At 68.0% G+C, this 24,618-nt stretch carries 25 protein-coding genes; 23 read left to right on the top strand and 2 right to left on the bottom strand.

The window, feature by feature from the left end; genetic code table 11:
* Positions 1–9: 9 nt before the first annotated feature.
* Genes gtdA through maiA form a run of 11 tightly spaced genes read left to right on the top strand, consistent with a single transcriptional unit; the run spans position 10 to position 9,134 of the window.
* Positions 10–1,056: a gentisate 1,2-dioxygenase gene (gene gtdA, locus ASC91_RS10075; RefSeq protein ID WP_056195926.1), complete on the top strand. Its 1,047-nt coding sequence runs from the start codon at positions 10–12 to the stop codon at positions 1,054–1,056.
* A 23-nt stretch (positions 1,057–1,079) separates the two neighbouring features.
* On the top strand, positions 1,080–1,775 hold the full coding sequence (locus tag ASC91_RS10070) for a fumarylacetoacetate hydrolase family protein (RefSeq protein ID WP_056195923.1): 696 nt from the start codon (positions 1,080–1,082) through the stop codon (positions 1,773–1,775).
* Between the two features lie 33 nt (positions 1,776–1,808).
* Complete coding sequence (locus tag ASC91_RS10065; RefSeq protein WP_056195921.1) at positions 1,809–3,068, top strand: aromatic ring-hydroxylating dioxygenase subunit alpha; 1,260 nt, start codon at positions 1,809–1,811, stop codon at positions 3,066–3,068.
* Positions 3,069–3,071: 3 nt separating this feature from the next.
* Entirely contained in the window at positions 3,072–3,554 is a 483-nt protein-coding gene (locus tag ASC91_RS10060) for an aromatic-ring-hydroxylating dioxygenase subunit beta (protein WP_200955258.1), read from the top strand.
* Between the two features lie 11 nt (positions 3,555–3,565).
* The gene (locus ASC91_RS10055) at positions 3,566–3,883 is read left to right on the top strand and encodes a non-heme iron oxygenase ferredoxin subunit (protein ID WP_056195918.1); all 318 of its coding nucleotides are present in this window, start codon (positions 3,566–3,568) and stop codon (positions 3,881–3,883) included.
* A gap of 23 nt (positions 3,884–3,906) precedes the next feature.
* On the top strand, positions 3,907–5,064 hold the full coding sequence (locus ASC91_RS10050) for an ABC transporter substrate-binding protein (protein ID WP_056195916.1): 1,158 nt from the start codon (positions 3,907–3,909) through the stop codon (positions 5,062–5,064).
* 10 nt (positions 5,065–5,074) lie between these two features.
* Positions 5,075–5,995, top strand: coding sequence for a branched-chain amino acid ABC transporter permease (locus tag ASC91_RS10045; protein WP_056195913.1), 921 nt, complete (start codon positions 5,075–5,077; stop codon positions 5,993–5,995).
* Between the two features lie 13 nt (positions 5,996–6,008).
* On the top strand, positions 6,009–7,004 hold the full coding sequence (locus tag ASC91_RS10040; protein WP_056195912.1) for a branched-chain amino acid ABC transporter permease: 996 nt from the start codon (positions 6,009–6,011) through the stop codon (positions 7,002–7,004).
* Positions 7,004–7,756 (top strand): ABC transporter ATP-binding protein, encoded by a 753-nt coding sequence (locus ASC91_RS10035; protein ID WP_056195909.1) that lies wholly within the window; start codon positions 7,004–7,006, stop codon positions 7,754–7,756. Before ASC91_RS10040 ends, ASC91_RS10035 begins: the two co-directional genes overlap by 1 nt.
* Entirely contained in the window at positions 7,753–8,478 is a 726-nt protein-coding gene (locus ASC91_RS10030) for an ABC transporter ATP-binding protein (RefSeq protein ID WP_056195907.1), read from the top strand. Before ASC91_RS10035 ends, ASC91_RS10030 begins: the two co-directional genes overlap by 4 nt.
* A gap of 2 nt (positions 8,479–8,480) precedes the next feature.
* The gene (maiA, locus tag ASC91_RS10025) at positions 8,481–9,134 is read left to right on the top strand and encodes a maleylacetoacetate isomerase (protein ID WP_056195904.1); all 654 of its coding nucleotides are present in this window, start codon (positions 8,481–8,483) and stop codon (positions 9,132–9,134) included.
* A gap of 46 nt (positions 9,135–9,180) precedes the next feature.
* Here the strand turns inward: maiA and ASC91_RS10020 are convergent, their stop codons facing one another.
* Both ASC91_RS10020 and ASC91_RS10015 read right to left on the bottom strand, forming a co-directional pair.
* Complete coding sequence (locus tag ASC91_RS10020; RefSeq protein ID WP_056195901.1) at positions 9,181–10,443, bottom strand: pyridoxal-dependent decarboxylase, exosortase A system-associated; 1,263 nt, start codon at positions 10,441–10,443, stop codon at positions 9,181–9,183.
* Positions 10,440–12,029 carry an acyl-CoA ligase (AMP-forming), exosortase A system-associated gene (locus ASC91_RS10015; protein WP_056195898.1) on the bottom strand — a complete coding sequence of 530 codons (1,590 nt, stop codon included), beginning with the start codon at positions 12,027–12,029 and terminating at the stop codon, positions 10,440–10,442. The genes ASC91_RS10020 and ASC91_RS10015 overlap by 4 nt, the downstream gene beginning before the upstream one ends.
* 101 nt (positions 12,030–12,130) lie before the next feature.
* On the opposite strand from ASC91_RS10015, the gene ASC91_RS10010 reads away from it, so the two are divergent.
* Genes ASC91_RS10010 through ASC91_RS09955 form a run of 12 tightly spaced genes read left to right on the top strand, consistent with a single transcriptional unit; the run spans position 12,131 to position 24,613 of the window.
* Entirely contained in the window at positions 12,131–12,385 is a 255-nt protein-coding gene (locus ASC91_RS10010; protein ID WP_056195895.1) for an acyl carrier protein, read from the top strand.
* 17 nt (positions 12,386–12,402) lie between these two features.
* Entirely contained in the window at positions 12,403–13,584 is a 1,182-nt protein-coding gene (locus tag ASC91_RS10005; protein WP_056195892.1) for a DegT/DnrJ/EryC1/StrS family aminotransferase, read from the top strand.
* Positions 13,585–13,589: 5 nt separating this feature from the next.
* Positions 13,590–14,633: a GNAT family N-acetyltransferase gene (locus ASC91_RS10000; RefSeq protein ID WP_157281412.1), complete on the top strand. Its 1,044-nt coding sequence runs from the start codon at positions 13,590–13,592 to the stop codon at positions 14,631–14,633.
* Complete coding sequence (locus tag ASC91_RS09995) at positions 14,630–15,439, top strand: hydrolase 2, exosortase A system-associated (protein WP_056195886.1); 810 nt, start codon at positions 14,630–14,632, stop codon at positions 15,437–15,439. The genes ASC91_RS10000 and ASC91_RS09995 overlap by 4 nt, the downstream gene beginning before the upstream one ends.
* Positions 15,436–16,290 carry a hydrolase 1, exosortase A system-associated gene (locus tag ASC91_RS09990; RefSeq protein ID WP_056195884.1) on the top strand — a complete coding sequence of 285 codons (855 nt, stop codon included), beginning with the start codon at positions 15,436–15,438 and terminating at the stop codon, positions 16,288–16,290. Before ASC91_RS09995 ends, ASC91_RS09990 begins: the two co-directional genes overlap by 4 nt.
* Positions 16,291–16,295: 5 nt before the next feature.
* A complete protein-coding gene (locus ASC91_RS09985; RefSeq protein ID WP_056195881.1) occupies positions 16,296–17,024 on the top strand; it encodes a M48 family metallopeptidase in 729 nt (242 codons plus the stop codon).
* Between the two features lie 5 nt (positions 17,025–17,029).
* Complete coding sequence (locus ASC91_RS09980; protein ID WP_056195878.1) at positions 17,030–17,944, top strand: glycosyltransferase family 2 protein; 915 nt, start codon at positions 17,030–17,032, stop codon at positions 17,942–17,944.
* Positions 17,937–19,058 (top strand): glycosyltransferase, encoded by a 1,122-nt coding sequence (locus ASC91_RS09975; RefSeq protein WP_056195876.1) that lies wholly within the window; start codon positions 17,937–17,939, stop codon positions 19,056–19,058. Before ASC91_RS09980 ends, ASC91_RS09975 begins: the two co-directional genes overlap by 8 nt.
* Positions 19,055–20,023: a glycosyltransferase family 2 protein gene (locus ASC91_RS09970; protein ID WP_056195864.1), complete on the top strand. Its 969-nt coding sequence runs from the start codon at positions 19,055–19,057 to the stop codon at positions 20,021–20,023. The genes ASC91_RS09975 and ASC91_RS09970 overlap by 4 nt, the downstream gene beginning before the upstream one ends.
* The gene (locus ASC91_RS09965) at positions 20,023–21,483 is read left to right on the top strand and encodes a lipopolysaccharide biosynthesis protein (RefSeq protein WP_056195861.1); all 1,461 of its coding nucleotides are present in this window, start codon (positions 20,023–20,025) and stop codon (positions 21,481–21,483) included. The genes ASC91_RS09970 and ASC91_RS09965 overlap by 1 nt, the downstream gene beginning before the upstream one ends.
* A complete protein-coding gene (locus ASC91_RS09960) occupies positions 21,480–22,427 on the top strand; it encodes a glycosyltransferase family 2 protein (RefSeq protein WP_056195859.1) in 948 nt (315 codons plus the stop codon). Before ASC91_RS09965 ends, ASC91_RS09960 begins: the two co-directional genes overlap by 4 nt.
* Positions 22,424–24,613, top strand: a complete 2,190-nt coding sequence (locus ASC91_RS09955) for a GNAT family N-acetyltransferase (RefSeq protein WP_056195856.1) — start codon at positions 22,424–22,426, stop codon at positions 24,611–24,613. The genes ASC91_RS09960 and ASC91_RS09955 overlap by 4 nt, the downstream gene beginning before the upstream one ends.
* Positions 24,614–24,618 lie beyond the last annotated feature (5 nt).

Here is a 24,618-nt window from a genome sequence, read left to right as displayed (position 1 = left end):
AGACCCCTTATGCATGCTGCCGCCTTGAGCGCCGAGCAGCGGGCCGCGCGCGCGACCTTCTACGAACGAATCGGCACCCAGAACATGACGCCGCTGTGGGAGGTACTCGGCGCGCTGGTGCCGCCGCAGCCCCGCTCGCCTTTGCAGGCAGCGCTGTGGCGCTATGCGGAGCTGCGCGAGCAGGTGATGGAGGCTGGCCGGCTCATCACCGCCGAGGAAGCCGAGCGCCGCGTGCTGATCCTGGAGAACCCGGCGCTACGGGGCCATTCGTCGATCACGCAGTCGCTGTACGCGGGCCTGCAGCTGATCCTTCCTGGCGAGGTCGCACCCGCGCATCGGCACACCCAGTCGGCATTGCGCCTCGTGCTCGATGGCGAAGGCGCCTACACCGCGGTCGACGGCGAGCGCACGACGATGCGCCGCGGCGACTTCATCATCACCCCGGCCTGGACCTTCCACGACCACGGCAACCTCGGCACCGATCCGGTCGTGTGGCTGGACGGGCTGGACATCCCCATCGTCCGCTTTCTTGACGCCGGCTTCTCCGAGAAGAGCGAGAACGCGAGCCAGCAGCTGCGCCGCCCTGAAGGCGATGCCTTGGCCCGCTATGGCGCCAACATGCTGCCGGTGGACTACCAGCCGCGGCTGGCGGAGCCCACCCGTGTTTTCGTCTACCCGTTCGAGCGCACCCGCGCCGCGCTTCAAGGCGTTTCGCGCGGCGACATCGATGCGCACCTGGGCCACAAGCTGCGCTACGTGAACCCGGCGACGGGGGCCTCGCCCATGCCCACCATCGGCGCCTTTGCGCAATGGCTGCCGGCCGGCTTCGAAACCCATACCTATCGCAGCACCGACAGCACCGTCTACGTCTGCCTGGAAGGCGGCGGCGAGGCGCGCATCGGCGACCTGACGCTGCGCATGCAGGAGAACGACGTCTTCGTCGTGCCGTCCTGGCACGCATTGCAGCTTCGTGCGGACCGCGACAGCCTGCTGTTCAGCTTTTCTGACCGCCCCGTGCAACAGGCGCTAGGCCTGTTTCGCGAACAGCGCCAATGAACCCCTGACCCAAGGACTCCCACATGAAGCTCGCCCTCCAAGCCCCACCGCTGCACACCCTCGCCATCGCCAACAGCGACGAGCGCGTTGCCGTGAATCGCGTCTTCTGCGTCGGCCGCAACTACGCCGCGCATGCCCGCGAGATGGGCAAGGACCCGGACCGCGAAGCGCCGTTCTTCTTCATGAAGCCGGCAAGCGCCGTCGTCGACGCGGCCGCGCCGGTGAGCGTGCCCTATCCGCCGCAGACCAAGAACTACCACCACGAGATCGAACTCGTCGTGGTGCTGGGCAAGGGCGGGCGCAACATCCCGGCCGCACAGGCGCTCGACCATGTCTACGGCTATGCCGTCGGCCTGGACATGACGCGCCGCAACCTGCAGCTCGAAGCCCGCGACAAGGGCCGGCCCTGGGAGTTCGGCAAGTCCTTCTCCCAATCGGCGCCCATCGGTGCGGTCCATCGGGCCGCAGACATCGGGCATCCCGCCGAAGCCGCCATCAGCCTGACCGTCAACGGCCAGGCACGCCAGTCATCCGACATCGCGAAGCTGATCTGGTCCGTGGCCGAGTCGATTGCCGTGCTGTCCGAGTTCGAGGAGCTGCAGCCCGGTGACGTGCTGATGACCGGCACGCCGGAGGGCGTGAACGCCGTGGTGGCGGGTGACGTGATGCTCGGTGCGATCTCCGGCCTCGGGCAGATCGAAGTGCGCGTCACGGCCTGAAGGCTGAGCGCCCAGAACAACAAGGAGACAGGCATGGCCGACACGTCCACCATCTTCCCGACCGAGGCCCGGTGGGAAGGCGAGGGGAGCTCCCGCATCCCCTTCCTGGCCTACACCAGTGAGCAGCTCTACCAACGCGAGCTGGAGCGCTTCTTCTACAAGGGCCACTGGTGCTACGTCGGCCTGGAGGCCGAGGTGCCCAACGTGGGCGACTTCAAGCGCACCGTCATCGGTGAGCGATCGGTCATCATGGCGCGCGACAACGACGGCGCGATCAACGTGATCGAGAACGTCTGCGCGCATCGCGGCATGCGCTTTTGCCGCGAGCGGCACGGCAACCGCAAGGAGTTCGTCTGCCCCTACCACCAGTGGAGCTACACGCTCAAGGGCGACCTGCAGGGCGTGCCGTTCCGGCGCGGCATCAAGCAGGACGGCCAGGTGCACGGCGGCATGCCGGCGGACTTCAAGACCAGCGACCATGCGCTGACCAAGCTCAAGGTTGCCGTGCGCGGCGGCGTGGTGTTCGCCTCGTTCGATCCTGACGTCGAGTCCTTCGAGGACTTCATGGGCCCGACCATCCTGGGCTACTTCGACCGCATGTTCAACGGCCGCAAGCTCAAGATCCTCGGCTACAACCGCCAGCGCATCCCGGGCAACTGGAAGCTGATGCAGGAGAACATCAAGGACCCGTATCACCCGGGCCTGCTGCACACCTGGTTCGTCACCTTCGGGCTCTGGCGCGCCGACAACAAGTCGCAACTCCGCATGGACGACCACCATCGCCATGCGTCCATGATCTCGACGCGCGGCAGCGCCGGCAAGTCGGAGCAGGTGACCCAGGTCTCCAGCTTCAAGGAGACCATGCAGCTGCACGACCCGAGCTTCCTGGACATCGTCCCGGAGCCCTGGTGGGGCGGGCCGACTGCGGTGATGACGACGATCTTCCCGAGCGTCATCCTGCAGCAGCAGGTCAACAGCGTGTCGACCCGCCACATCCAGCCCAGCGGCCACGGCAGCTTCGACTTCGTCTGGACCCATTTCGGCTACGAGGACGACACCGAGGAGATGACCCAGCGGCGCCTGCGCCAATCCAACCTGTTCGGCCCGGCTGGCTTCGTCTCGGCCGATGACGGCGAGGTGATCGAGTTCTCGCAGCAGGCGTTCGAGAGCAAGCCCTTCCACCGCACGCTGGCCGAGCTGGGCGGGCGCGAGGTCGAGGACACGGAGCACATGGTCACCGAGACGCTGATACGCGGCATGTACCGCTACTGGCGCCAGGTGATGGAGGACTGAGCCATGGCCGCATCCATCAACTTCGAGGACTGGCTGGCACTCAGCCAGCTGTACGCCGACTACGCCGCCGCCGTCGACTCCGGCAACTGGGACCTCTGGCCCGAGTTCTTCGTCGACGACTGCGTCTACCGCCTGCAGCCACGCGAAAACCATGAGCGCGGCTTCCCGCTGGCCACGCTGGCCTTCACCAGCAAGGGCATGCTCAAGGACAGGGTCTACGGCATCAAGGAGACGCTGTTCCACGACCCCTACTACCAGCGCCACATCGTCGGTGCGCCCGTGGTGCGCCGCGCTGAAGCCGACTGCATCGAGTCCGAAGCGAACTACGCGGTGCTGCGCACCAAGCTGTCCGAGGCCAGCACCGTGTTCAACGTCGGGCGCTATATCGACGTGGTCGTGCGCACGCCGGGCGGCTTCAAGTTCGCGTCGCGCGAGTGCATCTACGACAGCGAAATGATCCCGAACTCCATCATCTATCCCATCTGAAAGCGACGCCCATGAGCCATGACAACTGGATCGACGCCCTGGGTCGCGATCAGCTGCCTGCCGACGACGTGATCGGCGTCGCGGTCGCGGGCCGCGACATCGCCGTCTACACCGTCGGCGACGAGGTGTACGCCACCGACAACATCTGCACGCATGGCCATGCGCGGCTGTGCGACGGCTTCCTGGACGGCCACGAGATCGAGTGCCCGCTGCACCAGGGCAAGTTCGACGTTCGCGACGGGCGCCCGATGTGCGAGCCGGTCACCGAGGCCCTGCGCAGCTACCCCGTGAAGATCGACGGCCAGCGCGTTTATCTGCAGATCGACTGACCCACTACTACAAGGAGACAAGCATGAGCACGACATCCAAGATGATCATCCTGGGCGCCACTGCGCTGGCCGTTGCTGGCGCAGCGCAAGCGGCCGTCATCGGCCTGGTGGCGCCGCTTTCCGGGCCGCAGGCCCTCGTCGGGCAGGACCAGGTCGACGGCTTCAATCTCGCTGTCGAGCAGCTCGGCGGCAAGCTCGGCGGCCAGCCGCTCACGCTGCTGAAGGAAGACGACCAGCTCAAGCCCGAGATCGGCCAGCAGGCCGTTCGCAAGCTGATCGACAAGGACAAGGTCGATGCCATCGTTGGCCTGTCCTTCTCCAACGTGTTGATGGGCAGCCTGCCCAGGCTGGTCGAGTCGGGCGTGGTGGCCATTGCCACCAACGCCGGCCCCTCGCCGCTGGCCGGCGCGCAGTGCAAGGCCAACATCTTCTCGATGGCCTGGCAGAACGACGGCTCCGCAGAGGCCATGGGCAAGTTCGCCCAGGACAAGGGCATCAAGCGGGTCTACCTGATGGCCCCCAACTACCAGGCCGGCAAGGACATGCTGGCCGGCTTCAAGCGCTACTACAAGGGCCAGGTGGTCGACGAGGTGTTCACCCAGGTCAACCAGCCCGACTACTCGGCCGAGATCGCGCAGCTGCAGGCGGCGGCGCCGGACGCGGTGTTCGTCTTCTACCCCGGCGGCATGGGCATCAACTTCGTCAAGCAGATGAGCCAGGCCGGCCTGATGGGCAAGCTGCCGCTGTACTCGGTGTTCACCGTGGACGGCACCACCCTGCCTTCGCTGCGCGACGCGGCGGTCGGCGCCATCAGCGGCGCCATGTATGACGCGTCGCTGGACAGCCCCGAGAACAAGGCCTTCGTCGCCGCCTTCCAGGCCAAGTACAAGCGCACGCCCAGCCTGTATGCCGCCACCGGCTATGACGCGGCCCAGCTGCTCGATGCAGCCCTGCGCAAGTCAGGCGGCGACCCCAAGAAGCTGGCCGCGGCGGTCAAGGCGGCGGGCAGCGAGTTCAAGTCGGTGCGCGGCCCGTTCCGCTTCGGCAAGAACAACATGCCGGTGCAGAACTACTACGCCTTCGAGACCTGGCGCGACGCGGGCAAGATCGCGACGCGCCTGGTCGGCACGCCGCTGAGCGCTCACGCCGACCCGTACGGGCAGCAATGCCCGCTGCCTTGAGGGGCCGGGCATGAATGCCACGCTGCTGCTGGCGCAGCTGCTCAACGGGCTGCAATACGGGGTGCTGCTCTTCCTGCTCGCTGCCGGCCTGACGCTGGTGTTCGGCATCATGAGCTTCGTCAACCTGGCGCATGGTTCGCTCTACATGCTCGGGGCCTATGCCGGGGCGCTGGCCTATGGCGCCACCGATTCGTTCGCGCTGGCGCTGCTGGCGGCGGCCGGTGGGGCGCTGGTGGTCGGCATTGCGCTTGAGGTGGTGATCGTCTCGCGCCTGTACCGACGCGACCACCTCGACCACGTGCTGGCGACCTTCGGCCTCGTGATGTTCTTCAACGAGCTGGTGCGCATGGTCTGGGGGCCGCAGCCGCTCTTCGTCCAGGTGCCGCAGGTGCTTGACGGCACCGTGAACCTGTTCGGCTTCACCTATCCCGCCTACCGTTTCGCGATCATCGCGGTCGGGTTGGCCGTGGCGGTGGGGTCGCACCTGGTGATCCACAAGACGCGCCTGGGCATGCTGATACGCGCCGGCGCGCAGTACCCGCAGCTGGTGTCCGCGCTCGGCGTCAACATCGGCTTGCTCAACGCGGTGCTGTTCGGGCTGGGCGCCGCGTTGGCCGGGTTAGCGGGTGCCATGGCAGGGCCGGTGCTTTCGGTGCAGTCGGGCATGGGCGAGCCCGTGCTCATCACCACCCTGGTCGTCATCGTCATCGGCGGCATCGGCTCGGTGAAGGGCGCCCTCTACGCGGCCATGATCGTCGGCGTGGTCGACACCTTTGGTCGCGTGCTGCTGCCCTTGCTGCTGCGCCAGATCGCCGAACGTTCCATCGCCGATGCGGCCGGCCCGGCGCTGGCATCGATGAGCGTTTACCTGTTGATGGCCCTGGTGCTGGCGTTGAAGCCGCAGGGGCTGTTCCCGGCTCGACGCGCCTGATCGGAGAGTGACGATGTCCACTGCCTATTCGCGGCCGGCCACGCTGGTTCCGCTGCTTCTGTTCGCGGGTCTGCTGGCCGTGCCTTTCGTTGCCCAGGCAACGGGCCAGCCGTTCTGGACCTCCTTTTTCACACGCATCCTCATCTACGCCATCGCCGCCTCGGCGCTCAACGTGGCGCTGGGTTTCGGCGGGCTGGTCAGCTTCGGCCATGCGCTATTCCTCGGCCTGGGCAGCTATGCCGTGGCGTTGCCCGCGGCGCATGGCATCGACAGCGGCTGGGTGCATCTGTTGATCAGCCTGGGCGTGTGCAGCCTCGTCGCGCTGGCGGTCGGGGCCATCAGCCTGAGGACCTCGGGCATGTCCTTCATCATGATCACGCTGGCCTTCGCGCAGATGGGCTACTTTCTGCTGGTCAGCCTGAAGCAGTACGGCGGCGACGATGGCCTGGCCATCGCGACGACCAGCCGCTTCGGCGCCGGCATCGATCTCGGTGCTTCGCCGGTGCTCTACGGCACGGCCTGGGTGCTGCTGGCGCTGTTGACCCTGTGGGTGGCCAGGCTGCGCCTGTCGCCCTTCGGCATGGCCTTGCGTGGTGCGCGCCAGAACGCACGCCGGGTGCAGGCCATCGGCCTGGCGCCGCGCCGCGTGCAGCTGGCCGCCTTCGTGCTGTCGGGCGCCATCTGCGGGCTCGCCGGCCTGCTGCTGGCGAACATGAACGCCTATGCCTCGCCGAGCACGATGGCCTGGACGGTCTCCGGCGACCTGATCGTCATGGTGGTGCTGGGCGGCATGGGCACGGTGTTCGGCCCCGTGCTGGGCGCGGTGGTCTTCCTGGGCGTGGAGGAGTTGCTCAAGGGCTATACCGAGCACTGGATGATCGTCTTCGGCCCGCTCATCGTGCTGATGGCCTTGCTGGGGCGTGGAGGGCTCACCGGCCTGCTGCAGCGCCTGCACAAGCCGGCCGCTGCCGGCCCTGTCGTTCAGGCCATTCAGAAGGGGCATGCGTGATGGCCGCCTCCGCACTCAGAACAGACCGCCTGGTGATGCGCTACGGCTCGCTGCTGGTGACGGACAGCGTGTCGCTGGACATCCGGCCCGGCGAGTTGCACGCCGTCATCGGGCCCAATGGCGCCGGCAAGACGACGCTGATCAACCAGCTCAGTGGCGAGTTGCGCCCGCTTGAAGGCCGCGTGCATTTCGACGGGCGCGACGTCACCGGGCACAGCATGGACCGCCGGGCGCGTGCCGGGCTGCTGCGCTCCTACCAGATCACGTCGATCTTCGAGGAGTTCACGGTGCTGGAGAACGCGACGCTGGCGGCAATGGCCGTTGCGCGCCAGCCCTGGCGCTTCTGGCGTCCACTGCTCGATGACGTGGCCGCGCGCACCGCTGCCGAGGAGGCCATCGGCCTGTCTGGGCTGTCGGCTCAGCACGGCTCGCCGGCCGGCGAGCTCGCCTACGGCCAGCGCCGCCAGCTGGAGCTGGCAATGGCCTTGGCGGCCCAGCCCTCCCTGCTGCTGCTGGACGAACCGATGGCCGGCATGAGCGCGCAGGAGTCCATCGCCGTCATGGCACTGCTGCAGCAGCTGAAAGGTCGCTACACCATCGTCCTGGTCGAGCACGACATGAACGCCGTGTTCTCGCTGGCGGACCGCATCACCGTGCTGGTCTACGGGCGCGTGATGTTCACCGGGACGCCGGACGAGATCCGCAATCACCCCGAGGTGCGCGCCGTGTACCTGGGCGAGGAGACGGTATGAATGAACGCAAGCCGTATCTGTCCGTTCGCGGCCTGCAGGCGGGCTACGGCCGTGCCCAGGTGCTCTTCGACATGTCCTTCGACGTCCGGCCGGGCGAGGTCGTCACCTTGCTGGGTCGCAATGGCATGGGCAGGTCCACCACCGTCAAATGCCTGTTCGGCATGCTGCCCTGCCTCGCCGGAGACATCACCGTGGCCGGCGAGCGGGCCAATGGCCGGGCGCCCCATCGCATCGCCCGGCAAGGCCTGGCACTGGTGCCCGAGGGCCGGCAGATCTTCACGGAACTGTCGGTCGAGGAGAACCTCGTGGCGACCGCCCGAGGGCCTGCGGCCTCAGGGCCGGCGAAGGCATGGACGCTGGACGGCATCTACGCGCTGTTCCCTCGGCTGAAGGAGCGCCGCACCAACCTTGGCTCGCAGCTTTCGGGCGGCGAGCAACAGATGCTGGCCATTGGTCGGGCGCTGATGACCAACCCGCGCCTGGTGGTGCTGGACGAGGCCACCGAAGGCCTGGCACCGGTCATCCGCGACGAGATCTGGCGAACCATCCGGCAGCTGAAGGCGGAAGGCCTCGCCCTGATCATCATCGACAAGAACATCAACCGACTGCTGGACCTGGCGGACCGCCACTACGTCGTCGAGAAGGGCCGCGTCGTCTGGAGCGGAGATTCCGACGCCATCCGCAGTCAGCCGCACCTGATCCACCAGTATCTGGGAGTCTGAGCATGAAGCTCTACGGTTTCTTCCGCAGCGGCACCTCGCACCGCCTGCGCATCGCCTTGAACCTCAAGGGCATCGCCTACGAACAGGTGCCCATCGATCTGCGCACTGAGCGCCACCTGACCGCCGAATACAAGGCCATCAACCCGCAGCAACTGGTGCCCACCCTCGACACGGGTGATGCCCTGATGACGCAGACGCCGGCCATCATCGAGTGGCTGGAGGAGTGCTTTCCCAAGCCAGCATTTCTGCCCGAAGACGCCCAGGCGCGAACGACGGTTCGAGCGCTCGCGGCCGTCGTTGGCTGCGATATCCACCCGGTCAACAACCGGCGAATTCTGGAAACACTGCGCCGCAGCTTTGGTGCCAACGATGCGGCGGTGAACGAGTGGTGTGGCACCTGGATTGCAGCGGGATTCGACGCGTTCGATGCACTGGTGGCGTCGCACGGCCGCAGTGGACCGTTTTCCTACGGTGACACGCCGACGCTGGCTGACGTCTACTTGGTGCCGCAGATTGAAAGTGCGCGGCGCTTCAAGGTCGACATCAATCGCTGGCCGCGCCTGGCAGGCATCGACCAAGCCTGCGCCGGGCTTGACGCGTTCCGGCTGGCGACTCCGGCGTTGCAGCCGGATGCCGACAGACCCGCGGGGCATTGACCCGATTGGCGACCACGCACGATGGGCCAGGGCCTGGGCTGCACGTTCAGACGAGCACTTCCACGCAGGCCGGGTGGCCCAGGAAGCCTTCGGGGCTGGCGCTGCGGCCATAGGCGCCGCTCTGATAGACGACCGCCAGGTCGCCAATCTCGCCCTTGGCCATGTCCATGCGATCGGCCAGCAGGTCCAGCGGCGTGCACAACGGGCCGACGACGCTGGCCGGCTCGGTCGCTGATTCGTTGCGGCCCTGGGGTTCGACGGACGCCGGGTAGTTCTTGCGCAGCACCTGGCCGAAATTGCCGGACGCCGACAGGTGGTGGTGCAGGCCGCCATCCGCCACCAGGAAGACCTGGCCGCGCGAGACCTTGCGGTCAACGATGCGGCTGACATAGACGCCTGCCTCGCCGACGAAGTAACGACCCAGCTCGATGACGAGCTTGGCCTGCGGCAGGTCGGCCTTGGCGCGGGCCTGCAGCCCGGCAAGGTTGTCGGCGATGGGTGCCAGATCGAGCCGCGATTCGCCTGGGAAATACGGGATGCCGAAACCACCGCCCAGGTTCAGGAACTTGACAGGTGACGGCGCGGCCTCGGCCAGGCGCAGGGCCAGTTCGTAGCTCTTGAGCTGGGCCTCGCAGATGGCCTCAGCCTTGAGGTTCTGCGACCCGGCGAACAGGTGAAAGCCCTCGAAGGCCAGGCCATCACTGCTCAGCCGGCCCACCTCAGCCAGCACCTCGGGCAGAGCCTCAGCGTCGATACCGAACTGCTTGGGGCCGCCGCTCATGCGCATGCCCGAGCCCTTGAGCTCGAAGTCGGGGTTCACGCGCAGCGCGACGCGGGCTGGCAGGCCCAGGCGCTGCGAGGCACGGGCCAGCGGCACCAGTTCGCGCACCGACTCGACATTGACGAGCACGCCGGCCGCGACGGCCTGGCCCAGCTCGATGTCGCGCTTGCCGGGGCCGGCAAAGCTGACCTCGTGCGGGTCGGCACCGGCGTTCAGCGCCACCTGCAGTTCGCCCGCCGAGGCCACGTCGATACCGTCCACCAAGCCGGCCATCAGCTGCACCAGCGCCGGCATCGGGTTGGCCTTCATCGCATAGTGCAGTTCTAGCCCCAAGGGCAGAGCCGCGCGCAACTCGGCGACGCGGGCTTTCAGCAGCCCGCGGTCGTAGGCGTAGAACGGCGTCTGGCCGACTCGCTCGGCGAGCACGGACAGGCGCTGGCCGCCGACCAGCAGTTCGCCGTTGGCATCGCGGGGGAAGAGCACGGGCGCGTGCTCAAGGGCGCGCTTCTGGGGGATGGGATCGCTCATGCAGCGTGCTGTTCAAGCCAGTCGGTCGAGAGAGTTTTGCGATCGATCTTGCCGTTGGGGTTGCGCGGCAGCGGGCCCGAACGGACATCGACACCGTGCGGCACCATGTAGGCGGGCATGCGCGCCTTGCAAGCGGCAGTCAGCGCAGCCAGATCCAGCTCGGAAGCGCCTTCCGGCGGTGTTGCGATGACCTGGATGGCCTGGCCGAGGGTGTCGTGATAGACGCCGAAAGCCACGCATTCACCCACCAGGCCGGTGGCGTACAACACTTCCTCGACCTCGGTCGGGCTGACGCGATAGCCTGAAGTCTTCATCATCTCGTCACGGCGGCCGACGAAGTACAGGAAGCCTTCGGCGTCGCGCTTGACTGTGTCGCCGGAGAACACTGCGAACTCCGGCAACTGCAGGCCGCCTTCGCGCCCGCCCACGCCGACCGGGAGCGGCTTGTAGCGCTCGGCCGTCTTCTCGGCATCGTTCCAATAGCCCAGGCCGACGAGCGCACCGCGGTGCACCAGCTCGCCCGGCTCGTCTGGCGCGCATTCACTGCCATCCTCGCGCAGCACCAGGATCTCGGCGTTGGGGATGGCCTTGCCGATGGAGTCCGGCCGGCGGTCCACCTCGCCCGGCGGCAGATAGGTCGAGCGGAAGGCCTCGGTCAGGCCGTACATCAGGAAGGGCTGGGCGGATGGCGCCTTGGCGCGCAGCAGGTCCAGCGTCGCCCGCGGCATGCGGCCGCCGGTGTTGGCGAAATAGCGCAGGTTGGCGTCGATGGCGGCCGGCCATTCGAGCTGGGTCAGCTGGATGTACAGCGGCGGCACGGCGGTCAGGCCCGTGACCTTCTCGCGCTCCATGGCCTTGAGCACGTCCTTGGGCAGCAGGTAGTTCAGCAGCACGACGCGGGCGCCGCTGTGGAAGGCCGTGGTCAGCTGGCTGAAACCGGCGTCGAAGGACAGCGGCAGCGCGGCCAGCAGGGTGTCACTGGCACGGTTTTCCAGGTAGCTCGCCACGCTCTTGCCGCCCGCCACCATGTTGCGGTGGGACAGCACGACGCCCTTGGGCCGCCCGGTGGAGCCCGAGGTGTAGAGGATGGCCGTCATGTCGGTGTCGATGACGCGATGGCCGGCATGCGCTGGGCTTTGCAGCAGCGCAGCCCAGTCATGCACCGGCACTGGGGCCGAGCCCGCACCGCTGGTCAGCACGACATGGCGCAGCGATGGGCATTGCGTCAGCACGTCACCCAGTTGCGCCAGGCGCTCGGGCGATGTGACGAGCACCCGTACATCACAGTCTTGCAGGATGAAACCGACCTGATCGGGCTTGAGCAAAGGGTTCAGCGGTACGAAAACGCCACCGGCAGCGGGCGCGCCAAAGCTGGCGACGACGGTCTCGAAGCGCTTTTCCAGGTAGATGGCGACCCGTTCGCCACGGGCCAGGCCCAGTTGCATCAGGCCGCTGGCAAAGCCGCGCACGGCGGCATCCAGCTCGCCATAGCTCAGCGTCGCCGCACCATAGGTCAGGGCCGGGGCGTCGGGCGTGCGCTCGGCGGCAACGGCCACCAACTCGTGCAACAGGGTCGATTCGGGCATGAAAAAAGTATCTCACGCGACCCTTGAGCCAAGGGGTGAGCGCCCCGGGAGCAAGGGGGGGAGGACGGCTAAACTGCGCGGCTGCTTTTTGGAAGCTCCCAATGGACAAAGATCAGGTTCTCAGCCATGTGCTGAGACTTCTCGACGAGGTGCTGAGCCTGAACGGCCGCGCCCAGACCTTCACCCGCGACACCGCCCTGCTCGGCGCCCTGCCCGAGCTGGACTCGATGGCCGTGGTCAGCCTGATCACCGCACTGGAGGAGCAACTCGGTCTCGCCGTCGACGATGACGACATCGACGGCGACACCTTTGCCACCGTGGGCTCGCTGGCGGACTTCGTCGCCGCCCGGCTCTGACCGAATCAAACTCGCGAATGAACGTCGACCTCACGCCTCGCTTGGCGCCCCGGCACCCGGTGCCGGGGCCGCACAACAGGCAGGTCGACGCAGAGGCCCAGACGCTGCCCTGCCTGCTTGACCGGCCGGGAGCGCTGCTGACCAGCAGCGGCCGTGCAGCCATCCTGCTTGGCCTGGAGAGCCTGGCGCTCACGCCGGAGCAGCGCGTGCTGGTGCCCAGCTACCACTGCCCCACCATGGTGTCGCCGGTGCTGACGCTGGGGCATCAGCTGGGTTTCTATCCCATTGACGCCGATGGCCGCCCCAGCCTGGACTGGCTGGAGCAGCATGCACCCGCCGATACGCGCGTGCTGTGCGTTGCCCATTTCTTCGGCCTGCCGCTGGATCTGCGCGATGCGCGCGCCTGGTGCCAGCGCCGCGGCGTGCTGATGCTGGAGGACTGCGCGCACGCCATGTTCGGCCAGGGTGAAGGAGGCGCCGTGGGCGCGCTGGGCGATGTGGTCATTGCCAGCCTGCCCAAGTTCTTCGCCGCGCAGGACGGCGGCCTGCTGCTGGTCCGGCAGCCGGCCCGGCCGGTGGCGCCGCTGACGCCCGTGGGCCTGAAGGGCCAGCTGAAGGCGTCGCTGGACGATCTGGAAATCAGTGCGCGCCATGGCCGCCTGGGGCACTGGCGCCTCTGGGCGAGCCCGCTGCTGGCTCTCAAGCAGTTGCTGCGCGGTGGCAGCGCGCCGGCGCCCAGTGCAGCGCCTCAAGCTGCCCAATTTGATCCAGCGGGCGACTATGCACGCATCGACGTGGCGCTGTGCCATCGCGCACCGACGCGCGCTGCCAGGCGCGCGGCGTTGTTGACGTCCCGCGGTCGCGTCGTCGCCAGGCGGCAGCAGCACTACCGCGCGCTGGCCCAGGCGCTGGCCAACCAGGCGGGCATGCATCCCCTGTTCCCGGCCTTGCCCGAGGGCAGCGCACCCTACGTCTTCCCGTTGTGGGTGGACGAGCCGGATGCCGTCTACCAGGCACTGAGGGCGCGCGGCGTGCCCGTATCGCGCTGGGACTGGCTGTGGCCCGGGGTGCCGGATCTGGCCGGTGATCAAGGAAAGATCTGGTCCCGCCACGTACTGCAGTTGCATTGCCATCAAGACATGAGCGACCAGGACCGACACTGGGTGATCGACTCTCTCCTCACCTACCGCAAGAGTTGATTGCCTTGAAAACAACTTCAAAGATGGACTGGAAACTCGTTCCGGCAAAGCAATTGGCCGCCCTGGCCACACAGTGGGATGCACTGCAGGCGAAGGCGTTGCCGCATGCCTTCCTGCGCAGCGATTTCCTGCTGTGCTTGCTGGACCAGTTCGGCCAGGGTAGAGAGCTGCTCGCCTATCGCGAGGACGGCACGGGCTGGACGGCGGCGCTGCTGATCCAGCCCCAGGGCCAGGGTCGCTGGAACAGCTTCCAGCCGTCCCAACTGCCGCTGGGACCCGTGCTGCTGCCGGAGGACGAAAGCATCGAGGCGTCTGTGCAGTCCCTGCTGCGGGCGCTGCCCGGCCTGGCCTTGACCGTCGGGCTGACGCAACTGGACTCGCTGGCCCACGTCGGGCCTTTCAATAGCGCGCGGCTGCGCCACCAGCACTACATCGACACGGCCTGGGTCGACGTCGCGACCGGTTTCGAGGCCTACTGGGAGGGCCGCGGCAAGAACCTGCGCCAGAACACCCGCAAGCAGCTGAAGAAGGTCGAGGCCACCGGTGTGACGCCGCGGCTGGAGATGATCGACACGCCCGGACCGGTCGCGTTGGCCATCGAACAGTACGGCACGCTGGAAAGCAGCGGCTGGAAGGCCGAGCTCGGCACCGCCATTTCCGTGGACGGCATCCAGGGGCACTTCTACCGCCAGGCGTTGGAAAGCGCAGCAGCAGCCGGGCGGGCCCGGATCTACCGCTACTGGTTCGGCGACGAAGTCGTCGCGATGGACTTGTGCGTGCACCAGGACGACTGCCTGGTGATCCTGAAGACAGCCTATCAGCAGGCCCACCAGGCGGTGTCCCCGTCGACGCTGATGCGCGCCGAGGAGTTCAAAGCTCTTTTCGACGAAGGCCGCTTCAAGCGCATCGAGTTCTTTGGCCGCGTGATGGAGTGGCATACGCGCTGGACCGACAACAGCCGCCAGCTTTTCCACCTGACCGCCTACCGGTGGGCCTGGCTCAAGGCGCTGCAGGACTGGCTCAACCGCAGCAAGACCCGCGCAGCTTGAAAGCCTCAATCGACGCCTTCTTCCTGCCAGCCGGCGGCGAGCAGCGGCTGTGCCTGTTCCATGCGCCGGCAGGTACACCACGCAGCCGGGTGCTCTATCTGCATCCCTTCGCCGAGGAGATGAACAAGTCGCGCCGCATGGCCACCCTGGCCTGCCGCGCGCTGGCCCAGGCAGGCCACGCGGTCTTGCAGATCGACCTGCGCGGCTGCGGCGACTCCTCCGCCGACTTTGGCGATGCGGGCTGGGCCGATTGGCAGGCCGATGTGCGTCTGGGCCTGGAATGCCTGGATGCCCGCGTGCCTGACTCGGTTCAGGCACCGCTGTGGATCTGGGGCCTGCGCGCCGGCTGCCTGCTTGCCGCCGCCGACTGGGGCCGGCCGGTGAACTACCTGTTCTGGCAGCCGATGACGAACGGCAAGCTGGCACTGCAGCAGTTCCTGCGCCTGAGGCTGGCCGCCGAGATGGCCAACGGTGCGAACAAGGGCCAGATGGAGCAGATGAAAACCGAACTGGCCGCGGGCCGCCCGGTCGAGGTCGCCGGCTACCGGCTGGGCGCGCCACTCGCCCTCGGGCTGGAAGCCGCCAAGCTCGCGCCCGCCGGCACGCCCGGCCGGGTCGAGTGGCTGGAGCTCAGCACCCGCGAGGACGCCGTGCTGACGCCGGTCAGTGAGCAGGCCATCAAGGCCTGGCAGGATGCCGGCTGGGCGGTACGCCCGCAGATCGTGCAGGGACCGGGCTTCTGGGCCACCAGTGAAATCGAGCTGGCGCCCGAGTTGATTGCCCGCACCGCGGAGGCCTTGTCATGAAGGAATCGGTGCTGAACTTCGACTGCGAGGGCGAGCGCCTCATCGGCATCCTGGCCGAACCGGCGAACACCGCACCCGCCGAGGTGGGCGTGGTCATCGTCGTCGGCGGCCCCCAGTACCGCGTCGGAAGCCATCGCCAGTTCACGCTGCTGGCCCGGCATCTGGCGAACCACGGCGTTGCCGCTCTGCGCTTCGACTACCGCAGCATGGGGGACAGCCCCGGGGAGACGCGCGACTTCCTGAGCGTCGACGCCGACATCGCCGCGGCCATCGCCGCGCTGCTGGCGGCCCGCCCGGCCCTCAAGCGTGTGGTGCTCTGGGGCCTGTGCGACGCGGCCTCAGCCTCCCTGCTCTACCTGGAATCGACCGGCGACCCGCGCGTCGCCGGCGTGGCCCTGCTCAATCCCTGGGCCCGCTCCGCCGCGACGCTGGCGCAGACCCATGTCAAGCACTACTACTGGCGCCGGCTGCGCGAGAAGGGCTTCTGGCTCAAGCTGCTGCGCGGTGGCGTGGGCCTGACGGCGTTGCGCACCCTGGGCGGCAACCTGCGCCTGGCCCGCGGCGCCGGCAAGGCCAAGACCGACTCGCGCAGCTTCCAGGATCGCATGGCCGCCGGCCTGCGCGCTTTCAACGGACCGGTGCTGCTGATCCTCAGTGGCGATGACTACACTGCCCGGGAGTTCGTTGGTTTTGCCCGGTCCTCGGCGGCTTGGCAGGGTCTGCTCGTGCGCCCGACGCTGGATCTGCACGACATGCCCACGGCCGATCACACGTTTTCGGCGATACAGGACCAGGACTCCCAATGTCGCATCTGTTTGGACTGGTTGAGGACGCGATGCCTAGCAATCTGAACCCCATGAACTGCGCCGGCCGAGCACTGCTGGCCCTGACCGTTGCGCTGGCCACGCTGCCGGTTTCCGCGCAGATGCAGCGCCCGGCGCTGGCGCCGCCTGGCTGTGGCGAAACGCACAACACCTATGGACCCTTCGATTACCGCACGGCCCACCAGTCGCAGCGCTACATCGTCGAGATTGCGCATTTCACGCATGGCGTCGAGACGTTGACCCGAGGTGCTACCGGCCCATTCGGCAACGACATCGGATACACGCTGGCGGTATTTCCCAACCATCCACGCGCCATCCAGTCCGTCGAACGCCTGGCGGAAAAGGAGAAATCGGATCCCGCCAAAGGCACCGACATGACCGTCGAGTGCTATTACGCCCGCGGCATGGCTTTCGTACCGAACGACCTGGTGTTCCGGATGTTCTACGTGAGCTATCTGATCCGGCGCAATCGCATGGACGACGCGCGCAAGTCTCTCGATTACGTGGTGGAGCAGGCCGGCGACAACCCGCTGACGCAATTCAACGCGGGCTTGCTGTATTTCGACATGAAGGACTACGACAAGGCATTGGCCCAGGCGCACCGCGCCATGGCCATGGGCATGACAAGGCCGGAGCTGCGCGACCGACTGAATTCGGTCGGCCGCTGGAAGGATCCCGAGCCGACCGAGGGCCCCGACGCCGCCGCGTCCGCTGCGTCTGCCACTCAGGCCGCCTCGACTCCCTCGCAGACCTCCCGCTGAGCCTCATGCCGCGCGTCAACATCGTCATCCCTGCCTACAACGCCGAGGCCTTCATTGCCGACACCGTCCGCTCGGCACTGGGCCAGACCTTCCCCGATCTGCAGGTGACCGTCATCGACGACGGCTCCAAGGATGCAACGGCCGCGAATGCCGCCCTGGACGACGCCCGCGTGCGCGTCATCTCGCAGGAAAACCGCGGCATGTCGCGCTCGCGCAATCGCGGCATGGCCGAAACGGATTCGGAATTCGTCGCGCTGCTGGATGCCGACGACCTCTGGCACCCGGAAAAGCTGCGCCTGCAGCTGCAGGCCTTGCAGGCCAGGCCGGATCACGACTTCTGCTATTCGGCATTCGACGTCTGGCATGGCGAGCCCCGGCCCGACTATTTCAGGCAAACCCGGCAGGGCACCATCGATGAGTCGCGGTCCGGCTGGATCTACCCCGTGCTGGTGCTCGACAACTACGCCCTGCCCTCCTCGGTCATCTGGCGGCGCAGCGCCTGGGATCGCATGGGCGGCTTCCTGACGGACAACCAGCAGACTGACGACTGGGAATACCTGGTGCGCGCCAGCACCCAGCACCGCTTCATACGCCTGGCCGAGTCCTACGTGCTGTACCGCCAGCATCCCGTCTCGCTGTCGCGCCGCATCCCGGCCACCAACACCACCGAGCTGATGCGCGCCGAGCTGATCCGGCGCTTCGGCATGAGTTCGCCAGCCGGGCACGACGTGGACCCCGTCGCGCTGCGGCGCTTCCAGCACAAGGGCTGGTGCAATTTCGCCGACGCGCACACCGCCAAGGGCGATCTGTCGCTGGGCCTGAAGACCTTTGCCGGCCTGCTGCGCAGCGGCCCCGATCGCGGCCACACGCTGACCAAGATGGGCAAATCGCTGTTCCGCCGCTGGGTGCCGAATGACTGAACGCCTGCGGGTCGGCATCAGCGCTACCAGCCTCAACACCGCGCATCTGCGCGGCATGGGCAAATACCTGCTCGAGATGTGCAGCCAGGCCCGGCCCGAGGACGGCGTGGCCTGGACGCTGTTCGCGCAGGACGCGCGCCGCCCCATGCACCTGCCGCGCGAGCAACAGGTGCAGGCCGACATCTTCGACTTCCCCGGCGACCGCTTCTCGCTGTGGGAGCAGGTCGGCATGCCGCGCCGCACGGGTCAGCACCACCTGGACGTGCTGCACTGGGCCGAGAACACCATGGCCTGGTGGCAGCCCTGCCCGGCCGTCGTCACCATCCACGACACCATCCCCTGGGAGATGGAGACCGACACGCGCTGGCAGCACTGGTATTGGCACCGGCTGATGCCGGCGGCCTTCCGGCGATGCGCGGCCGTCGTGACGATCAGCGAGTCGTCCAAGCGCGACATCCTGGCGCGCTGGCCCGAGCTCGAGGCCAAGCTGACCGTCATCCCGCACGGCATTGAAGAGGCCTATTTCGAGCCCCCCATCAGCACGTTGCCGGCCACGCTGACGGCGGCCCTGGCCGGCGCGCGCTTCGCCGTCTATCTCGGTGGGCCGATGCAACGCAAGCGCTTCGACTGGGCCCTGCAGACGCTGGCCGCCCAGCCCGATGCGACGCTGAAACTCGTCGCCTGCGGCTTTGGCGCCGACGCTCGCGAGGCCGCGCGCAAGGCCCTGCCCCACGAGCTGCAGGGCCGGGTCGTATTTGCCGAGTTCCTGTCCGACGCCGAACTGCAGGCCCTCTACCGCGACGCCGTCGCCGTGCTCTACCCAACGCTCTACGAGGGCTTCGGCTTCCCGGCCGTCGAGGCCCAGGCCGCCGGCACGCCCGTCATCTTCAGCCCGCTGGGCAGCCTGGCCGAACTGGTCGGGCCGTTGACGACGCTGGTGCCGGCCGAGGACCTGGCGGCCTGGGCCGCCGCGCTGAACGACGCCGCGACGCTGCCTCCCGAGGCACGTGCCGACAAGGCGGCCCGTGCCGCCGCCTGGGCCCAGGGCTTTCGCTGGGGCGAGAGCTGGCGCCGTCATCTGGAGGTTTACCGCCGCGTGGCCGCCCAGCGATGAAGCGGCTGGCCGTCATCGTCTGCACCTGGAACCGGGCCGCCCTGCTCGCGACCACGCTGGCCTCGCTCGGCGCCATGCACGCGCCGGCCGACACGGCCGTCGAAGTGCTGGTGGTGGACAACAACTCGACCGACGACACGCAGGCGCGACTCCAGGCCCTGCAACCGGGCTGGCCGCTGGGCCGCCTGCATGTGCTGTTCGAGCCCCGCCAGGGCAAGCAGTTCGCGCTGAACGCCGGCATCCGCCGCGCCCGCGAACTGGGCTGCGATGTGCTGGCCTTCACCGACGACGACATCCTCTTCCCCGTGGACTGGCTGGAGAACATCGCCGCCGTCTTCGGCGCCGGCGGCCCGGCCCTGGCCGGCGGACGCACCGAGTTGCAATGGCCCCCCGGTGGCCGGCCCGCCTGGTATCACGACAGCATGGCCGCGGTGGTCGGCGGCGCCGACCTCGGGCCTGAGCGCATCGCGCCGACCACGCCGGACTACGCGCCCGCCGGCGCCAACCTGGTGGCGCGCGCAGCGCTGTTCGATCGCGTCGGCCTGTTCTCCGAACTGCACTTCCGGCACATGGACCTCGAATTCGGCCAGCGCTGCCAGGCGCGCGGCGAGGCGGTGACCTATGAGCCGTCCCTGTGCATCACTGCGCCCGTCGACGCGGCCGTGCTGACGCGCCGCTATTTCCGCCGCTGGGCCTTCAAGGCGGGTCTGTCGTCCTGGTGGCCGCCCGGCAGCCACGAGTTCGCCGGTGTGCCGCTGTGGCAATACCTGCAGCTGCTGCAGGATGGCCTGGGCTGGCTGCTCGGGCCGTTGCGGCGCGAACCCGTGGCCGAGCGTTTTGCGCGCGAACTGCGCCTGCTGCGCTGCTGGGGTCGCGTGGACAGCCGCTGGCGGTCGCACTGGTCTCCGGCGACCTACTCTGCCTGGGTGGAACGCCACTCGCAGAAGAAGCAGGGCCTGTATTGATGAACACGGTCCGCCGCTCGCTCGGCTTCGCCTTCCTGGAACGCTATCTGCTGATCGGCCTGCAGCTGCTGTCGTTCACGCTGCTGGCACGCCTGCTGACGCCGCAACAGATCGGCCTGTACTCGGTGTCGATGGCGCTGATCAGCATGGCCCAGGTCGTGCGCGACTTCGGCCTTGCCAACTACCTGATCCAGCGCAAGGACTTGGGCCCGGAGGATGTCGGCAGCGCGCTAGGCACCTCGCTGCTGCTCGGCGGCGGCCTGTTTGCCGGCATCCACGCCGTGGCGCCGTGGATCGGCGAGTTCTATGGCGACGCGAGCCTGACGCACATCGTGCGCATCATCTCCATCAACTTCCTGATCCTGCCCTTCAACTCGATCTCGATCGCGCTGCTGCGGCGCGACATGCGTTTCGACGTGCTGATGCGCGTCAACGTCGCCGCCGCCGTCGTCGGCACCTTCACGACGCTGGGCCTGGCCTGGGCCGGCGTGGGCGCGGCCAGCCTGGCCTGGGGCGACGTCGGGGCCAGCCTCATCACCGCGCTGGGTGTCAGCCTGGCCGGCGCCTGGGGGCGGCTCGCCCGGCCACAGCTGCACCGCTGGCGCGAGATCCTGCGCTTCGGCGGCCCGGTCACGGCAGCCAATGTCGTCACCTCGGTGTCCATGGACATCAACGACCTGGCCGTGGGCAAGCTGCTGGACTTCGGCCAGGTAGCCATCGCGAGCCGCGCGCAAGGCCTGATGAACCTCTTCCACCGCGACATCATGGGCACGGTGCGTTCGGTCGCCTACCCGGCCTTCGCTCAGGCCCACCGCGACGATGAGCGGCTGGAGCAGCGCTTCGTGCAGAGCCTTGGGGCTGTCAGCGCCGTCGCCTGGCCGTTTTACGGCTTCGTCGGCCTGTTCGCGCTCGAGGTGCTGCGGCTGATGTTCGGCTCGCAATGGGATGCGTCGGCGCCCCTGGTGCCCATCTATTGCGCCGCCGGCGCGGTCAGCGTGCTGAACAGCCTGATCCCGACGCTGATGTTGGCCGCTGGCCATTCAAAGCTGGTGGCGCTGGCTGACCTCATCATCCAGCCGGTCAAGGCCCTGCTGCTGATCGCCGTCATCTGGCATTGGCGGGCGCTGGAGCCGCTGGCGCTGGGCGTGCTGGCGATGGCCGTGGTGGCCGTGCCCTATTTCTATGCCTTCAAGCAACGCTGCCTGCCCAGCGACTTCGGCGCCATTGCACGCGAGCTGGCGCGCAATGCGCTGCTGGCCCTGGCCTGCCTGCTGCCCGCCGCCCTGGTGGCGGCCTGGCTGCGCCCGGCCGGCCAACCGCTCGCCTTCCACGCCTTGCTGGCCTGCGCCGGCCTGACCGTGCTGATCTGGCTGGTCGGACTGAAACTGCTTGGCCATCCGCTGTACGCGGAAATCCGCGCTTTCCTCGATCGACGTCGCGCTGCGGCAGCCGCCTCATGAAGGTCTTCGTCGTCATCGTCACCTTCAACGGCGCCGCATGGATTGCCGGCGCGCTGCAGTCCCTGCGCGACAGCAGCCATCCCGGCACGGCCGTCGTCGTCGACAACGCGTCCACCGATGCAACTCGCGACCTGGTGCGCCGGGACTTCCCCGAAGCCGTCCTCATCGAAAGCGCCACCAACCTCGGCTTCGGCCGCGGCAACAACCTGGGCATCGCCCACGCCCTGCGCGCCGGCGCCGACGCGATCTTCCTGCTGAACCAGGACGCCTACGTCACGCCCGAAGCCATAGCCCAGCTCGTGGCCTTCCTGGAGGCCGAGCCGGGCTTCGACATCGTCAGCCCCCTGCACTGCAGCCCCGACCTGGGCCGCGTCGACCCCAACACCCAGAGCGCCTATCTACAGCGCCATGCGCCGGGCTATCTGTCCGACGCTTGCCTCGGCCGCGTGCAGCCGCACTACCCCACCCGCGGCATCAATGCGGCGGCCTGGATGCTGCGCGCCGGGGTGTTCAGCCGTGTCGGCGGTTTCGACCCGCTGTTCTTCATGTACGGCGAAGACGACGACCTCATCGAGCGCTTCGCCCATCACGGCCTGCACACAGCGCTGCTGCCGGCCGCGCGCATCGTGCATCTGCGCGCCAAGGCAGCCCGGCCGCCGCAGAGCTGGGGCAGCCAGGTCACCAGCCGCGGTGAGCGCAAGCGCTCGGAGCTGTTGCTGGACTTCAAGCGCCCCGGCGGCAGCCTGCCCGGCCAGTTGCTGCGGCTGCTGGCCGCCGGCGTCGTGCAGCCGCTGGCCGAGCTGCTTGCCAACCACGACCTGAAGGCCTTCCTCGGCAGCCTGCTGGCCAGCCTGCGTGTGCTGGCGGAGCTGGGCCGCATCCGCCACCATGCCCGTCTCTGCGCCAGGACGGGCGCACATTTCCTGGATCTCGACACCCCATGAACCCCGGCCTGGACTGGCAACTCCACACGCTGACCCCGGTGCAAGGCCTCGGCCCCCACCGGGAGGCCTGGGATCGCCTCAACGGGCAGCTCATGGGCGGCCACGGCATGCTCGATGGCTTGTTCGTCGATGCCCTGCTGCGCCATTTCGCGGCGCAAGGCGTGCTGCTCGCCATCGCCAGCCGCGAAGGCGAGGCCGTCGCCATGCTGCTCATCAACCCCCAGACGCGCGGCCTGGGTGTCTGGTCCAGCTTCCTGCCCTCGCAGACGCAGATCGGCCCCAGCCTGATCCCGGCCGGGTTGGAGCTGCGCGGCCTGCTCGTTGCGCTGCCCGGCTATGCGAGCGAGCTGGACCTGTTGTGCAACGACCCGCACTTCGGCGACCTGCGCGAGCTGCCCAGGCTTCCCGTGCAGAGCCAGCCGCATGCGCTGACGATGAGCGTCAGCCTGAAGGGCAGCTTCGATGACTATTGGGCCCAACGACCGCGCAAGCTCATCCAGAACATGCGCCGCTACCTGCGCCGGCTGCAATCCGAGCCAGGTGGCGAACGGTTGACCGTCACCAGCGCACCCGAGTCGATCGAGGCGGCGGTGCAACGCTATGCGGGGCTGGAGTCCAGCGGCTGGAAAGGCCGCGAAGGCACGGCCGTCAGCAGCGACAACCCGCAGGGGCCCTTCTACGCCGAAGTCATGCGCGAGTTCGCCGCCCGCGGCGAGGCGCTGGTCTACGAACTCTGGTTGGGCGAAGAACTGCTGGCCTCGCGCATGCTGCTGCTGAGCGGTGGCATGGCCGTCATGCTGAAGACGGCCTTCCACGAGCAGTTCGAGCGCTTTGCGCCCGGCCGCATCCTGCTGCTGCGCACGCTGGAGGACTTGTTCACGCGTGCACCAGGCGGCGGCGTCGAGTTCTACACGAACGCCGAATCCGACCTGCTGGCATGGTCCACGTCGCAGCGCTGGATCAACCATGTGAGCGTCTATCGCCACCGCGGCCTGCCGGCCCTCTATGGCCTGCTCAGGCGCGGCAGCCGCGGCTGGCACGGTCGTGCCAGCCAACCGGTGGACACCGACATCATGGTGAGCCGCAGCGGCGCCAGCGTCGACACCTACGTCCACGTGCGCGAGCTGCCGGCGGATGCACTTGCCCTGATGCACAAGGCCGAGCAGCGCCATGTCGAGCTGGGTGCAGACTGGTACGCCAACCTGATCGACACCGTCTATGCCAGCGAACCGCAGGCTCAGGTGCGCATCCACGTGCTGCGCCGCCAGGGGCGCGTGCTGGCCGTGCTGCCCGCCGTCGCGCAGAGCGGGGCACTGGGCCGTGAAATCAGCGCGCTGTCCAACTTCTACACAGCCATCTATGCGCTGGCGATGGAAGACGACGTCGAGGCCGAGGATCTGCTGCCGCTGACACGCGCCTTGCGACGGACGGGCGGCGGCGCGGCCGCCTATCGTTTCTCGCCGATGGACCCGGATTCGCGGGAGTTCGCGCTGCTCAAGAGGGCTTTGACTCTTGCCGGCCTCAGCACGCATGCCTACTTCTCGTTTGGCAACTGGTATGAGCCGGTGCGCCAGAACTGGGCCGACTATCTAAAGGGTCGCAGCGGCCAGTTGCGCAGCACGATCAAGCGCATGGGCAAGAAGTTCGCGAGTGAAGGCGGTCGGCTGGAGGTCGTGCGCGACGGCGACGCGCTCGAAGGCGCACTGGCCGCCTATCGCGATGTCTACGCCCACAGCTGGAAGGTGCCCGAGCCCTACCCCGACTTCATGCCAGGCCTGATCCGCCTGTGCGCGCGCCGCGGCTGGCTGCGCCTGGGCCTGGCCTGGCTTCACGACAAACCGGTGGCGGCCCAGATCTGGATCATCGCCAACGGCCGTGCCAACATCTACAAGTTGGCCTACGACCAGGCTTACAAGGCGCTGGCTCCGGGCACGCTGCTGACCGCCCTGCTGATGGAGCAGGCGCTCGACCTGGAGCGCGTCCAGGAGGTGGACTATCTGATCGGCGACGCCCCGTACAAGGCCGAATGGATGAGCCAGCGCCGCGAACGCCTCGGGCTGGTCGCCTACGACCCCTTGACGCTGCGCGGCCTGGTCGGCCTGGTGCGCCAGACCGTCGGCAATGCCTGGCGGCGCCTGCACGCACTGCGAAGCACTGCCCATCCCAACGACAATCCCGCGTCCTGACCCCA

The sequence above is a fragment of the Pelomonas sp. Root1237 genome (genome assembly GCF_001425055.1).
Lineage (GTDB): Bacteria > Pseudomonadota > Gammaproteobacteria > Burkholderiales > Burkholderiaceae_C > Pelomonas.
The sequence above is the reverse complement of the archived record's forward strand: the minus strand, read 5'-3'. Positions and strand labels throughout refer to the sequence as shown.